Source organism: Mesorhizobium sp. M0292 (genome assembly GCF_040321695.1).
Lineage (GTDB): Bacteria > Pseudomonadota > Alphaproteobacteria > Rhizobiales > Rhizobiaceae > Mesorhizobium.
The window spans coordinates 129,954-144,772 of sequence record NZ_JAMYSB010000015.1 but is presented as its reverse complement, the minus strand read 5'-3'; the positions used below and the strand labels follow the sequence as shown (position 1 = coordinate 144,772).

At 63.7% G+C, this 14,819-nt stretch carries 12 protein-coding genes; 5 read left to right on the top strand and 7 right to left on the bottom strand.

Annotated features, from left to right (window positions below):
- A partial coding sequence (locus NKI96_RS22330; RefSeq protein ID WP_352806184.1) for an ATP-dependent helicase occupies positions 1 to 953 on the bottom strand: 953 nt, incomplete at its 3' end.
- A gap of 80 nt (positions 954 to 1,033) precedes the next feature.
- Positions 1,034 to 1,897 carry a DUF2059 domain-containing protein gene (locus NKI96_RS22325; RefSeq protein WP_352806182.1) on the bottom strand — a complete coding sequence of 288 codons (864 nt, stop codon included), beginning with the start codon at positions 1,895 to 1,897 and terminating at the stop codon, positions 1,034 to 1,036.
- Between the two features lie 215 nt (positions 1,898 to 2,112).
- Here NKI96_RS22325 and NKI96_RS22320 point away from each other — a divergent pair, with 215 nt between their 5' ends.
- Positions 2,113 to 4,452 (top strand): glucose/quinate/shikimate family membrane-bound PQQ-dependent dehydrogenase, encoded by a 2,340-nt coding sequence (locus tag NKI96_RS22320; RefSeq protein ID WP_502900287.1) that lies wholly within the window; start codon positions 2,113 to 2,115, stop codon positions 4,450 to 4,452.
- A gap of 660 nt (positions 4,453 to 5,112) precedes the next feature.
- Positions 5,113 to 6,018 (top strand): dienelactone hydrolase family protein, encoded by a 906-nt coding sequence (locus NKI96_RS22315; protein WP_023682108.1) that lies wholly within the window; start codon positions 5,113 to 5,115, stop codon positions 6,016 to 6,018.
- Between the two features lie 3 nt (positions 6,019 to 6,021).
- Here NKI96_RS22315 and NKI96_RS22310 read toward each other — a convergent pair whose 3' ends face one another.
- The 5 genes from NKI96_RS22310 to NKI96_RS22290 all read right to left on the bottom strand — a co-directional run bounded on the left by NKI96_RS22310 (position 6,022) and on the right by NKI96_RS22290 (position 8,706).
- Positions 6,022 to 6,471, bottom strand: a complete 450-nt coding sequence (locus NKI96_RS22310; protein ID WP_023668313.1) for a response regulator — start codon at positions 6,469 to 6,471, stop codon at positions 6,022 to 6,024.
- The gene (locus tag NKI96_RS22305) at positions 6,468 to 7,616 is read right to left on the bottom strand and encodes a histidine kinase dimerization/phosphoacceptor domain -containing protein (RefSeq protein ID WP_023682107.1); all 1,149 of its coding nucleotides are present in this window, start codon (positions 7,614 to 7,616) and stop codon (positions 6,468 to 6,470) included. The genes NKI96_RS22310 and NKI96_RS22305 overlap by 4 nt, the downstream gene beginning before the upstream one ends.
- Before the next feature lie 55 nt (positions 7,617 to 7,671).
- Entirely contained in the window at positions 7,672 to 7,890 is a 219-nt protein-coding gene (locus tag NKI96_RS22300; RefSeq protein WP_155929625.1) for a hypothetical protein, read from the bottom strand.
- Positions 7,877 to 8,074, bottom strand: a complete 198-nt coding sequence (locus NKI96_RS22295; RefSeq protein WP_013531006.1) for a hypothetical protein — start codon at positions 8,072 to 8,074, stop codon at positions 7,877 to 7,879. The genes NKI96_RS22300 and NKI96_RS22295 overlap by 14 nt, the downstream gene beginning before the upstream one ends.
- 146 nt (positions 8,075 to 8,220) lie before the next feature.
- Complete coding sequence (locus tag NKI96_RS22290) at positions 8,221 to 8,706, bottom strand: thioesterase family protein (protein WP_023699589.1); 486 nt, start codon at positions 8,704 to 8,706, stop codon at positions 8,221 to 8,223.
- Between the two features lie 102 nt (positions 8,707 to 8,808).
- Here NKI96_RS22290 and NKI96_RS22285 point away from each other — a divergent pair, with 102 nt between their 5' ends.
- The 3 genes from NKI96_RS22285 to NKI96_RS22275 all read left to right on the top strand — a co-directional run bounded on the left by NKI96_RS22285 (position 8,809) and on the right by NKI96_RS22275 (position 14,814).
- Entirely contained in the window at positions 8,809 to 10,218 is a 1,410-nt protein-coding gene (locus tag NKI96_RS22285; RefSeq protein ID WP_023729328.1) for an FAD-binding oxidoreductase, read from the top strand.
- 20 nt (positions 10,219 to 10,238) lie between these two features.
- The gene (locus NKI96_RS22280) at positions 10,239 to 10,718 is read left to right on the top strand and encodes a hypothetical protein (RefSeq protein ID WP_023833892.1); all 480 of its coding nucleotides are present in this window, start codon (positions 10,239 to 10,241) and stop codon (positions 10,716 to 10,718) included.
- A gap of 157 nt (positions 10,719 to 10,875) precedes the next feature.
- Positions 10,876 to 14,814 (top strand): AsmA family protein, encoded by a 3,939-nt coding sequence (locus NKI96_RS22275; protein WP_352806176.1) that lies wholly within the window; start codon positions 10,876 to 10,878, stop codon positions 14,812 to 14,814.
- Positions 14,815 to 14,819: the final 5 nt, after the last annotated feature.

The window sequence follows — 14,819 nt, the reverse complement described above, 5'->3', positions numbered from 1 at the left end:
CCCCGGGGGGGGGGGGCGCCGGCGCCGGGCGCGGGGGCGCCGGCCCGGCCCGGCGGGGGGCGCGCCCCCCCCCCCGCGGCCCGCTGCCGGCGCCCGACCTCCCCCATCGAGGGGGAGGTAGGTCTTTGCGCCAGCAGCCGCAGCCACATGTATTGCGCGGTGTTGGTGTCCTGGTACTCGTCGACGAGGATGTATTTGAAGCGCTTGTGGTAGTCCTTCAGCACGTCCGGATTGGCGCGGAAGATGCGGATCGGGTGGCAGAGCAGATCGCCGAAGTCGCAGGCGTTCAGCGTCTTCAGCCGCTCCTGATAGGCCTTGTAGAGTTCCCGGCCCTTGCCGTTGGCGAAGCTGCGCGCGTCGCCCTCGGCAATGTCGGCGGGGCCTTGGCCCTTGTTCTTCCAGCCGTCGATCATCTGCGCGAACTGCTTGGCCGGCCAGCGCTTGTCGTCGAGGCCTTCGGCCTGGATCAGCTGCTTGATCAGCCGTACGACATCGTCGGTGTCGAGGATGGTGAAATCGGATTTGAGCCCGGCCAGCTCAGCGTGGCGGCGCAAGAGCTTGACGCCGATGGAGTGGAAGGTGCCGAGCCACGGCATGCCCTCGACGGCTTCGCCGACGAGATGGCCGATGCGCTGCTTCATCTCGCGCGCGGCCTTGTTGGTGAAGGTCACCGCCAGGATCTGCGAGGGGAAAGCCCTGCCGGTGGCCAGGATATGGGCGATGCGGGTGGTCAGCACGCGGGTCTTGCCGGTGCCGGCGCCGGCCAGCACCAGGACCGGGCCTTCGGTGGTTTCCACCGCCAGCCGCTGCTCGGGGTTGAGGCCGTTGAGATAATCGGGCGCGCTGTTGGGGCCGCTGCGGGCCGCCATGGCGCGCGCGGCTATGCCCGACGGGGCCGCAGGCCGCGCATTGGGTTCGTCGAAAAAGGGCATGTCTTCCGCAAAGCCGGACATCTCCCCCGAATGTAGTGATTCGGGAGCGAAAGACCAGAAGTGTCTACGTTTTGTTCTGCTAAAGTGCCCGATACTGCGGCTCAGGCCTTTCGGTAACCGAGCGCGACGAACAATCGATGTCCGAACGAGCGCGCTTCCTCTGTCATCACCATGCCAAAGGCCGTCAGCATCTGGTCGTAATAGCGGCTGCCCGCGGGTGACGCCAGGAATGTCGAGTACAGTCTGAGATCGCCGAGCGAGAGATCCCGGTACGTATAAGCGCTACCCTGGATGGCATTCTGTTCGCTGTTCTGGCGAATTTTCACGGATTGCTGACGCACCAGCGCCATGATCTGTTCGTCCGACAGAGGCTTTCCGGCTGCGCCCAGCATCCCCGTAACCATCGCGTAGCTCATGTTCAGCGCTATCGCCTCGCCGGTGTCGACAGCGCTGATATCGTCGATGATCTTGCGGTACAATTCGAGCCGGGCTGGATCCTTGGTCGGAAGCTCGGCGAGGATTTGCTTGCCCTCTGTCTTCTTGCTTTGCCTGCCTTCCGGGCCAGACGACTGAATTTCCAAAGCGGTGACGTGCTTGCCCAACGGGGAAGCGTAAAACGCTGCGAGGTCGGACAGATCGGTGGCCGACAGCCTGTCCGCCATCCGCGATTCGATGGCAGTCTCCATTTTGACTGCGTCGAAGGCGCCTTCCAGCGCGACCGACAAGGCGTCCTGGAAATTTGCCGGTAACGGTTCGGGTATGGATTTCGTGGCTGCGGCGATGCCGGGACCGATGCCCATCAGCATCTCGTGAAAGCCGTTTGCCTTGTTGATCTCGCTAAGCGTCTGTGCCGGCGCGGCCACTGTGCCGGCCGTGAGCGCGACGAAGCTACAGAGGACAAGGACTACGCGCGTCAGAGGCGAGGCGAATAACGTCACTCTGGTTGCTCCTGATGGTTGGTCCAAAGCAGACTGCTGGAAAACCCGGATGCCGGCAAGGCGGGATTGCCACCTTGGCGTGTGGCCTCGAAAAACGCCCTGTTACGCAAGAGAGCCTGCGGCATGGCCTTTTGGTTTCGCCATGGATCGCTCCCCGGCGGCTTGACAGGCACGGCGGCCGGGAGAAGGTTGTACCGCGGGGGGCAGGATTGGCATACCTTTGCCCATGGCCGCGTCGCGGAATGCGCATCAGTCGAAGGAGTATCGTCTTGGCTGTCGTCATCACCTCCCTCATCCTGTTCCTCATCGGCCTCGCACTTGGCGGCGGCGGCGTCTGGCTCGCGATGCTGGGCGGCAGCTGGTACTATGTCGTCACCGGTCTCGCCTTCCTCATCGCCGCATGGCTGCTCTTCCGGCGCAAATCGACGGCGCTCTGGCTCTACGCGGCGATCGTGCTCGGCACGCTGGCCTGGGCGGTGTGGGAAATCGGCTTCGACTGGTGGGAACTCGGACCGCGCGGCGGCATCATCGTGCTTCTGGCGCTGTGGCTGCTGACGCCTTGGGCAAGGCGGGGCCTGACCGGCCCCGACGCGCGAGCGCCGCTCATTCTGGCCGTGCTCGCTTCGCTCGCCGTCGCCGGTTATTCGATGACGGCCGATCCCAAGGACATCGCCGGCGACCTCAGCGCCGACAAGGTGACGCCGACTGCCGATCTCGGCGGCAACGTGCCTCCGGGTGAATGGCACTTCTACGGCCGCACGCAATTTGGCCAGCGCTATTCGCCGCTCGACCAGATCACGCCCGAAAATGTCGCCAAATTGCAGCCGGCCTGGACATACCAGACCGGCGACGTGAAAGGGCCGGACGATGTCGGCGAAACCACCTATCAGGTGACGCCGCTGAAGGTGGGCGACGCGCTCTATATCTGCACGCCGCACAATTTCGCCATCGCCATCGATGCCGCCACCGGCAAGGAGAAATGGCGTTTCGATCCCAAGATCAAGCTCGACAAGGACCGCCAGCACCAGACCTGCCGCGGCGTGTCCTATTATGCCGATGCCAAGATCGCCGCCGGCCAGCCTTGCGCGACGCGCGTCTATCTGCCGACCTCGGATGCGCGGCTGATCGCGCTCGACGCCGCCAACGGCCAGGTCTGCCCGTCCTTCGCCGAAGCCGGCACGCTCAATTTGTTGACCAACATGCCGTATCCGAAGTCGGGCTATTATTACTCGACCTCGGCGCCGCTGATTGCGGGCGGCAAGATCATCATCGGCGGCGCGGTCAACGACAATTATTCGACGCAAGAGCCGTCCGGCGTCATCCGGGCCTTCGACGTCGACACCGGCGCCCTGGTGTGGAACTGGGATTCCGGCAATCCGGACCAGACAACGCCGCTGGCGGCAGGCCAGACCTACACCCACAACTCGCCCAACATGTGGTCGACGGCAAGCGCCGACGAGAAGCTCGGCCTGCTCTATGTGCCGCTCGGCAACCAGACGCCGGACCAGCTCGGGATGGGCCGCAGCGCCAATGTCGAGAAGTTTTCCTCCTCGATCACCGCGCTCGATCTGGCCACCGGACAAGTGCGCTGGGTGCGGCAGACCGTGCATCACGACCTCTGGGACATGGATGTGCCGGCACAGCCGACCCTGGTCGACATCACCACCGCTGCCGGCGTCGTTCCGGGCCTGGTTGGACCGACCAAGCAGGGCGACCTCTACGTGCTCGACCGGCGCAGCGGCGAGCCGATCATCCCGATCAAGGAAGTGCCGGCGCCGGGCGGCGCTGTCGAGGGCGATCACACGTCGCCGACGCAGCCGGTCTCGGATCTCTCCTTCAATCCGAGGCCGCTGACCGGCGCCGACATGTGGGGCATCACCATGTTCGACCAGCTGGCCTGCCGGATCGAATTCCAGGGCCTGCGCTACGAGGGCCGCTACACCCCGCCATCGGTGCAGGGGTCGCTGGTCTATCCCGGTAATTTCGGCACATTCAACTGGGGCGGCGTCGCCGTCGATCCGGTGCGGCAGGTGATGTTCGGCATGCCGACCTATCTGGCGTTCAAATCGCAGCTCATTCCGCGCGACCAGGTGCCGCCGCCGGATGAGGGGCGCGGCAGCGAGCAGGGGCTGAACCGCAATGAGGGCGCACCCTATGCGGTGGTGATGGGGCCGTTCCTGTCGCCGCTCGGCGTGCCCTGCCAGGCGCCGCCATGGGGCTATGTGGCGGGAGCGGACCTCAGAACCGGCAAGATCGCCTACAAGCACCGCAACGGCACCGTCTACGACATGACGCCGTTGCCCTTGCCGCTGAAGGTCGGTGTTCCCGGCATTGGCGGGCCGATGATCACCGCCGGCGGCGTCGTCTTCCTGGGCGCGGCGGTCGACGACTATCTCCGCGCCTATGACCTGACATCGGGCAAGCAGCTTTGGCAGGCCAGGCTGCCGGCCGGTGGGCAGTCGACGCCGATGACCTACACCGTCGCCGACGGCCGCCAGTTCGTGGTCATCGTCGCCGGCGGCCATGGCTCGGTCGGCACCAAGCCCGGCGACTATGTGATGGCCTATACGCTGCCGAAGTAGCAGCGATGTGACTTAGGTAAGTGATCGGCCCGGCAGATATTCTGTCGCGCCGCCCCTCATCTGCCTGCCGGCATCTATACGGGGAGAAGTGCCCGGCAGGGCGATGAGGGCAGCAGCAGCCTTGGTCAGCTTGCGTAAGAGATGGCCTTTGAGGCTGGGCACGGAGCCCAGTACTTCATTGGTTAGCTGCGGCCCTGTTTCGGCCTGCTGGATCAGCGTGGTGCCGGTCGACGCGGACCTTCACCATCCGAGCGGCGGCTGCGGCAGCAGCGGAGCGCATTGCCAGCAAGGCAGCAACAGCAAGCACGGGCGCGCTTGCAAGGATCGGAGTAGACAAGGTCATGGCGTTGTTCCTTCTCGTCGGGCTCGCCGCTACGAGCGAGACCATCATCAGCTTCCTTCCATATTGTGGCGGCACCATCGACATTCTCTGAAATGACCAAAATGTGATGGGCGCGTTCGGCGGGGCGGCCGCATCGTTCGATGGCGCAAGCGTCACCCATCCGAGACTGGACCGTGCGAGCTTGCACCCTATCTTGATCCGCGAGTCATCCCGGAGTGACCGCGAGGTCATCCCGGAGTGACCGCGAGGTCATCCCGGAGTGACCATGAGGTCATCCCGGAGTGACCGTGAGATCATCTCCTAACGAGGAGCACGCCATGACGAAACCCACCGCCGAAGCCGTCAAACCTGCCAAACCTGCCATCACCCAGGCGATGATCGATGCCTATGACGAATACACGCATCTGACGCTCGACCGCCGCCGCTTCATGGAACAGCTGACCAGGCTTGCCGGATCGGGCGCGGCGGCGGCCGCGATCGCGCCGCTGCTTGCGGCGAATTCGGCGCAGGCGGCAATCGTCGCCGACAACGATCCGCGCGTGAAGGCTGAAGATATCACCTATTCCGGCAGCAGCGGTGAGATGAAGGGCTATCTGGTCAGGCCGGCGGACCAGTCCGGCAAGCTCGGCACCGTCATCGTGGTGCATGAGAACAGGGGGCTCAACCCGCATATCAAGGATGTTGCGCGGCGCGTTGCGCTGGAAGGGTTCGTGGCGCTGGCGCCGGATTTCCTGTCGCCGCTCGGCGGCACGCCCGCTGACGAAGACAAGGCGCGCGACATGTTCACCAAGCTCGACGCCAGCCAGGTCACCGCCGATGGCCTGGCGACCATCGCCTATCTCAAGGGCGAGAAGGACGGCAACGGCAAGGTCGGTGCTGTCGGCTTCTGCTGGGGCGGCGGCACGGTCAACAATCTGGCGGTCAACGCGCCCGATCTCGCCGTCGGCGTCGCCTATTACGGCATGCAGCCGAAGGCCGAGGATGTGGCGAAGATCAAGGCGGCGCTGTTGCTGCACTATGCCGGGCTCGACGAGCGCATCGACGCCGGCATCGATGCCTACAAGAAAGCGCTCGACGCCGCCCATGTCGAATACACGCTCTATGTCTATGACGGCGTCAACCATGCCTTCAACAACGACACCTCGGCCGCGCGCTACGACAAGAAGGCAGCCGATCTCGCCTGGGGACGGACGATCGCTTTCCTCAAGGAGAAGCTGGCGTAGGCTTCAGGCCGCCGACGACGCCCATACGCTTTCATAGGCCGGCGACAGCGTAAAACCGGCCGGCAGCACCGAGACCGGGGGCGGGCGCCGCACGCCCTCCTGCAGATAGCGCAACGCCGACACCAGTCCGTTCATCGTGTAGGGCTTGGCGATGACGCCGATCGCGCCGGCGAAATGGTCGGGGATGCGTTTTGGATTGGCGGTCATGAACACCACCATGGAACGGTTACCCTCGCGGATATGCTCGGCAACCTCGACCCCGGTTGGTCCGTCGGCGAGGTGGATATCGACAAAGGCAATATCGGCATCGGCGGTATCAATCATACCTCTTGCTTCGGCCAAGGATGTCGCCCAACCCACAACGCTGTGGCCGGCTTCCTCGACGAGGCTTTCCAGTTCCATCGCCAGCAACGCCTCGTCCTCGACGATCAGGACCTTGAGCGGTTCGTTCATGACAGCTTCCCTTTCTGCTGCGGTTCGTTCGGCATCGAGATGACGACCTTTGTGCCCGGGCCGGCGTCGCGCCATTCGATGTCGGCATGCAACTGCCGGGCAAGCGACTTGATCAGCCGCATGCCGAAGGAAGCATCGCCACTGGCCTCGGCCATGCCGACGCCGTCATCGGAAACCTCGATGTTGAAGTGGCCGTCGGGCTGGCTCATCTTGATGCCGATGCGCCCCGCGGTGGTGCCGTCCGGCTTTGCCTTGAAGGCGTGCTTCAGCGCGTTGGTGACAAGCTCATTGACCATCAAGGCAACAGGCGTGGCTTTTTCGGCCGGAATGACGATGGGTTCGAGGTCCAGCGTCGGCTTGATCTCGGCGCGTCCGGATGCGGTCAGCAGGTCGGTGACCAGATCCCTGGCGAAATCCGAGACATCGAAGCGGCTGACATCCTTTGACTGGTAGAGACGGCGATGCACCGTGCTCAGCGCCTCGATGCGCTCCAGCATGGTGGCCAGCGATCGCTTTGTCGCTTCATCCTTGATTGCCCGGCTTTGCATGATGATCAGCGAGGAGATCATCTGCAGGTTGTTTTTCACCCGATGGTCGACCTCGTGCAGCAGCGTGGTCTGCGCCTCAAGGGCGGCCTCAAGCTCGCGCGTGCGTTCCTTGACAGCCTTTTCAAAGCGGTTCTTGTCGGCGGTGATGCGATCCTCCGAGCGCTTGCGATCGGAGACATCGAGCTGTGAGGCAAAGAAGAACAGGAGTTCGCCTTTGTCGTTGGAAACCGGGCTGATGTAGAGCGCATTCCAGAATGTCGAGCCGTCCTTGCGGTAGTTCAACAGATCGATGGCGATATCGGTTCCCGCTGCTATCGCGTCGCGCACGCTAGCCACAGCTGCCTTGTCTGTCTCTGGCCCCTGCAGGAAGCGGCAGTTCTTGCCCATGACCTCGTCGCGCTCGTAGCCGGTCAGGCGCAGGAACGCGTCATTGGCAAAGACGATCGGATTGTCCGCCTGACGGGGATCGGTGATGACCATCGACATGCGGGTGGCGCGGATGGCGGCCGCGAACGGATCGCCCTTGCCGTGCTCGGCATGCAGATTGTCCGTCATGTGCCATGCGTCGGCCGGTTCCCTGGTCCTTTTCCAGTCCATGCTTTCACTCCAAGCCGTTTTTCAGGGGTCACAACGGCTTAGACGTGGAATTGGTTCAATCTTGATCTTCTTGTCGCAGGCAGCCGTTTGCGAAACCGAATCGCCGGTTGCGCAAACTGTCGAAATGAACGGTTTTTGAAGGTTGTCGGATGCAGCCGATTCGCTGAAAGCGGGGCTGGCGCAGACCTTTGGAAATGATCAGGTCGCAATGGTCCGTGGCGGCGCTCGCCGGTGGCGGCTTTCTCAGAACAGCGGAAACATCAGGCGTGGCCACGCTTCATGCGCGCCTGCTTCAGGATGGCGCGCCAGCGGATCATGTCGAAGGGGATAGGCTCGTTGTTGTTGGCGATGTGGAAGATCTCGTTGTTGACGTTCTTCAACGAGCGCCAGAAATCATAGTCGGTGATGCGCGGATCGGCAGCCAGCCTGTCCACCTCGACCTTGATGTCGGTTTTCATGCACGTTCCTCGAACCGCCTGTTGCCCGCCGCCCGCGTCACAACTCGCATGGCACCGTTCTCAAACGGTCAGCTGAGTCGTTCAATGGCCCAAATGGCTTGTTCACGTTAAAACCTTGGTAAGGTTAACGCGGGCGCGGCAGCGCTTCAAGCGGTCCTGCGGCGAATACCGATCGAACGGCCGGCGCGCTCGGGCATCGGCAGTGCAGAATGGGCGGCGCGCATGGCTTCCACCTTGGCCTGCACATCGGCGGGGAAGGGCGCGACTTTCGGCCCGGACATGTCGACATGCAGCGACAGGGTTTCGGAGGTGGCGGCAAGCCAGCCATCGACATGGCGGATTTCCTGGTAGGCCCTCAGCCGCTTGTCGTCGTGATCGATCAGCTGGAAGGATACGACGACCTTGTGTTCGAGGTGCAGTTCCTGGACATAGCAAACATGGACTTCGGCCGTGTAGATGGTCAGGCGCCGCTCTTCGACATAGTCCAGCCCCATGCCCATCGCCTCGAACGCCTCATCCGAGCAGCGGTCGAACAACACGTTGTAATAGGCCATGTTGAGATGGCCGTTGTAGTCGATCCAGTCCTTCTCGATGTCCATCGGTTTGGAAACTAAGGGGGCGGGAACAGGCATGGAAAGTTCCTTGTTCTGGTGCTGGACAGAGCGCGGCAGTCGAGACTACGCATCCATAATCGCATAACAAGCGTGGACGCTGGTCCATTCGCGGAGGAATTCATGGCTCTGAGCGACCTCAATCCGGTCGAACGCAACGAGGAAGGCATCGCCGCCGTGCTCGGCATCCTCAAGCAGCAGTTCGGCGAACGCTTCCAGACCGGCGCGGCGATCCGCTCGCAGCATGCGCACACCACCACCTATATTCCGACGCAGGCGCCTGACGGTGTCGCGCTCCCGGAGACGACAGAAGAGGTGCAAGAGATCGTACGTGCCTGCGCCGCGCACCGCGTGCCGGTCATCGCCTTCGGCGTCGGTTCCTCGCTGGAGGGCCACACCAACGCGCCGGGTGGCGGCATCTCGGTCGACACCTCGCGCATGAACCGCATCCTGTCGGTCAACCCCGAGGATCTCGACTGCACGGTCGAGCCTGGCGTAACGCGCGAGGATTTGAATCGGCACCTGCGCGATACCGGCCTGTTCTTCCCCATCGATCCCGGCGCCAATGCTTCGCTCGGCGGCATGGCGGCAACGCGGGCCTCCGGCACCAATGCGGTGCGCTACGGCACGATGCGTGAAAACGTGCTGTCGCTGACGGCCGTCATGGCCGATGGCGAGACGGTGACGACCGGCAAGCGGGCGAAAAAGAGTTCGGCCGGCTACGATCTGACGCGGCTTCTGGTCGGCTCGGAAGGCACGCTCGGCATCATCACCTCGCTGACCTTGAAGCTGCAAGGCATTCCGCAGGCGATCTCCGGCGGCGTCTGCCCGTTTCCAAACCTCGAGGCGGCCTGCAACGCGGTCATCGCGACCATCCAGATGGGCATTCCGGTGGCGCGCATCGAACTGGTGAATGGACTGCAGATGCGGGCGATGAAGAATTACTCGAAGCTCGATTACCCCGAGAGCCCGTGCCTGTTCGTCGAGTTCCACGGCAGCGATGCCGGTGTCGCCGAACAGGCCGAAACCTTCGGTGCCATTGCTGAAGACAATGGCGGCGGGCCATTCCTGTGGACGAGCGTCGCCGAGGAGCGCACGAAACTCTGGAAGGCCAGGCACGATGCTTATTGGGCGTCGCTGACGCTGCGGCCGGGCACCAAGGGCCTGTCGACCGATGTCTGCGTGCCGATCTCGCGGCTGGCCGAATGCGTTGCCGAAACCGAGGCCGACATTGCCGAGATGGGCCTGGTTGCGCCGATCGTCGGCCATGCCGGCGACGGCAATTTCCATGTGCTGGTGCTGATGGATGTCAACGACCCCAAAGAGATCGCGCTGGCGGAGAAATTCGTCTCGCGGCTGAACATGCGGGCGATCGCCATGGACGGCACCTGCACCGGCGAACACGGCATCGGCCAGGGCAAGATCGGCTTCCTGCGCCATGAGCTCGGCCATGCTGTCGACATCATGCGCTCCATAAAAAAAGCGCTCGACCCGCAAGACATCATGAACCCAGGCAAGATATTACCTGCATAGCCGAAATGTGAGGAGCGGCAATGGATACTCTGATTATAAGGGCATCGCTTGGCAAGACACTGTTACTGCTGTCGGCCAGCCTCTTCTTTGTCCTGGCCTGCGCTTTCCTGATTTATGTCTCCGAGGACGGCGACACCGCCGGCCTTTGGTGGTGCGTGGCCTTTTTCGGGCTGGTCGCGTTGGTGTTTGCCTGGCAGCTTGTGCGGCCGCAGATTCTGGTGCTGAACGGACAAGGTTTCAGTCTCGGCGGAGGCCTTGTTCGATCGCCCAAGCTGGTCCCCTGGAAGGATATCGAAAGCTTCTTCGTCGTCCATCGCCGGCGCAGGATAGGCGATATGATCGGGTACAATTTCGCACCGGGGGTCAAGAAAAGCTCCGTCATGGGCAGCGTGACCAAAAGCCTGGGCGCCGAAGCCGCATTACCCCAGGGCTGGACATTGTCCCCCGAGGAGATGGTGGTGCTGCTGAACGAATATCACCGACGGGCCATGGCAGGATAGTCTCTTACGCACAGGCCGGACCGCGGTCAAAGGCGTCCAAAAATCTCTGCTCTTCCAGATACATCAGAGATCAAGCAACTCTGGATGAATTGCCTCTTTATCGACACGCTGATGCGGGTAGAGTGCGGCTGACTTTCAATCAACCCGTTCGGAGCTGATGCTCGCACGCCTGTTCGTGATCTTCGGTGGCTTGTTTGTGCTGGTGCTGGTAGCGGCGCTGGTGGTGCCGTATTTTGTCGACTGGACCGGGTACCGCGCCCAATTCGAGCGCGAGGCGAGCGCCATTCTCGGCCGCAAGGTGACGGTGCAAGGCGACGCCACGGCGCGGCTGTTGCCGTTCCCCTCGGTGACCTTCTCAAACGTCACGGTCGCCGGCGGCCCCGGCGGCCAGCCGGCAATGACCGTCGAGACCTTTTCGATGGACGCGGAACTGGCGCCGTTCCTGCGTGGCGAAGTGCTGATTTTCGACATGCGGCTGGTGCATCCGAAGGCGACGATCGACATCGCCGATAACGGCACGGTCGACTGGGCGATACGGCCGTCCTCGCCCTTCGATCTCAACCAGATCTCGATCGAGAAGCTCACGGTGACGGAGGGAGAAATTGCGCTCCGCCATGCCGCAGGCGGGCGCAGCCATCTGATTTCCGAGATCAATTCGACCATCTCTGCCAAGTCGCTGGCCGGGCCGTGGCGCATGGACGGAACGTTGCTGCTCGACGGACTGCGTTCGACGGTTGCGGCTTCGACCGGCAAGGCCGAAGGCAGCGGCCAGATGCGGCTGAGGCTCAAGGTCGATCCCGATGCCTATCCACTGGTCATCGAAACCGACGGCAATGCCGGCATCGTCAATGGGGCTGCCGTCTATTCCGGCCAGTTCAAGATTTCCGGCAACGACAAAAACAGCGCCGAACTGCGCGGCGGCGATGGCGAGAGCGTCAAAATCAGCGCCGGCAAACCCGATCCGGGGTTCAGGCTGAACGGCAAGTTCTCGCTCGACCACCAGAAGCTTGGCGTCGACGAATTCCGCTTCGAGACCGGGCCGCTCGACAATCCCTACACAGCCGACGGCAAGGCTTCGGTCGATCTCGGCCTTAGGCCGAACTTCGCCATCGAGGCCAATGGCGCGCAGGTGCAACTGGACGAGGCGGTGGGCGCTGAGAAGGGCGCCGGCCTGACGCTGGACCAGCGCATTGCCGGGATCGAGCAGGCGCTGCTCGAACTGCCGAAGCCGAGCATCGCCGGCACTGTCGAGGTCAAGCTGCCGGCGGTGGTGGCTGGCGACACCACGGTGCGCGACGTGCATCTCTCGGCCGAGCCGGTCGAGGGCGGCTGGTCGGTGAAATCGCTGGCCGCGACCTTGCCCGGGCGCACGACGCTGGAAGCCAGCGGCATGCTCAGCGTCGAAGATCATTTCGGTTTCAGCGGCTCCATGCTGCTGGCGGTGGCGCAGCCTTCCGGCTTTGCTGCCTGGTTGTCCAAAGATGTCGACGAGGCGATCCGCCGGCTGCCGGCCGCCGGCTTCAAGGCCAAGGTGGACCTGTCGGAGAAGCGCCAGGCGTTCAGCGATCTCGAACTGATCCTCGGCAAGTCGAAGTTCACCGGCCGCATCGATTCCAGCCAGCCCGACGACGCCAAGTCCTCGGTGCTGATGCGGCTCGCGGGCGGCGAACTCGATGTCGACGGGCTGACGGCCTTCGCCTCGATCTTCGTCAGCGACAAGGGCGCCAACCGCTTTTCCGACCGTGACCTCGATTTTCAGATCAAGGCAGGGCCGGTCAATGCCGGCGGGCTCACCGCCGACACGGTCGACACAGCGCTCCGGCTCCGCGACGGGCTGCTCGAAATCGACCGGCTGTCGATTGGCGGCCTTGCCGGCGCCTCGATCAGCGCCACCGGCCGGATCAAGGATTTTCCGGCAAGCCCGACCGGCAAGCTCGATGCCTCGGTGGTCGCCGTCGATCTGAAGCCGCTGATCGACATTGCCGCGCAACATTATCCCGACAATCAGGTGCTGAAGGGGCTGGCTGGCCGCACGGCCGCCTATCCTGAACTGTTCCAGGACGCGCGCGTCGATCTGGTGGCGAGCGCCGCCGACAATGGCGACGGCACGACCGGGCTGGCGGTGAGCGGACAAGGCAAGGCCGGCGGTTCGGCCTTTTCGGCGTCGCTGTCGGGCAAGGGTGCCGTCGGCCAGTTGCTCGACGCGCCGGTGACGCTGACCTTCAACGCCAAAAATCCCGACGCCACCGTGCTGCTGGCGCTCTACGGCCTGCCGGCGCTGCCGCTCGGCATGCTCGGCCAGGCAAGCACCGATATTTCGGCCAAAGGCACGTTTGGCGGCGGCCTGGCGACGAGCTTCAATTTCGCCGCCGACGACTTCAGGGCGACGTTCGACGGCACCGTTGCTCAGACACCGCAAGGCGCCACCGCCAAGGGCAAGATCGGCGTCGACGCCTCCGACATCGAGCCCTGGCTGATGACGACCGGCGCCGGCCTGCCGGGCATGGGAACGGGCACCTCGACCTCGCTCAGCGCGGATGCCGATTTCGGCAATGGCCTGCTGGTGTTGAGCGGTCTCAGCGGATCCATCAACGAGTCGGAGATTTCGGGCGACGTCAACATCGATGCGAAGCAGGGGCTGCCGCATTTTGCCGGTGCGCTGGCGCTCGACGAACTGGACCTCGACCCGATTGCGGTTGCGCTGTTCGGTGACCAGTCGTTCCTCAGCAGCAACGCGAACTGGCCGACGGCGCCATTCAGCCAGAAATCCAGCCTGCCGTTCAGCGCCGATCTCGATCTGACGACGGCGACGCTTGCCGCCGGACCGCTGGCGACAGCCTATGACGCGTCGCTGTCGTTGAAACTGGACCAGGAAGGCATCCGCGTTTCGGACCTGAAGGCAAAACTGCTCGGCGGCGCGCTCACCGGATTGTTCGAGTTGAAGAACACAGACGGCACGGGCCTGTTCTCCGGCCAGATGAGGCTTGCCGGCGCTGACCTGGCGACTGTGCTGCCGGCTGCCGGATTGAGTGGCAACGGCGATTTCTCGACAGGGCTGTCGACCAGCGGCAAATCGGTCGACGCGATGATTGCCGCACTCTCCGGCTCGGGCACGGCGGCGCTGAAAGGCCTCACCATTGCCGGCGTCAATGCCGATGCCTTCGGCGCGTTGATTGCCAAGGCCGATGCGATCGGGCGCGACATCGACGTGGCCAAGACTGCGGGCTTTGCACCTGAGATCGCTGGCGACGGCAGCTTTGCTGCCGGCGATGCCGACATCGCCTTCACGGTCGCCGGCGGCACGTTGCGGGCACCACCGATCAAATTCGAAAACCAGGCGGCGACGCTGTCTGCCGACATCACGGCCGACCTCAACACCGGCACCGTCGCCACCAAGGGCGCGGTCACCTACAAGCCTGGCGACGAGGCGCTGGTCGGCTCAGATCCGACGGTCAATTTCAGCGTCGATGGGCCGTTCGGGGCGCTGAAGAAGCAGTTCGACAGCGAGCCGCTGGCGCAATTTTTGACCCAGCGTGCCCTGGAAAAGGAGCAGCAGCGGGTCGAGGCGATGCAGGCAGCACTGCTCGAGAAGCAGCGGCTGCGGCGCGAGGTGCGCTACTACTCCGCCCTGCAGACCGAGCGCGACAACGCCGCCGAGGAATTGCGCAAGCAGGAGGAAGCGGCATGGCTCAAAGCTGAGGCCGACGCCAAGGCGAAGGCACAGGCCGACGCAAAGGCACAGGCCGAAGCGGATGCCAAGGCCAAGGCGGATGCCGAAGCAAAGGCCGATGCCGATGCGAAAGCGCAGGCAGAGGCTGACGCAAAGGCCAAGGCAGATGCGGACGCGAAAGCCCAGGCGGAAGAGCAGGCTGCCGAAGACGCCGCCAAGGCCGAGGACGAACGGAAGAAGGCCGAACAGGCTCGGATCGCTTCGCAGGAAAAAGCCAGGCTGGAGGCCGAGCGCAAGGCTCAGGAGCAGGCGCCGAAGGTCGACCGCTCACTTCCCGGCGTCAATGACGGTTCGGCCCCGGCGCCGCCGAAGCCCAGGACAAATCCGTTCTCGGTCGACAATTTGCTGAAGTCGCTGGGCAATTAAAAACC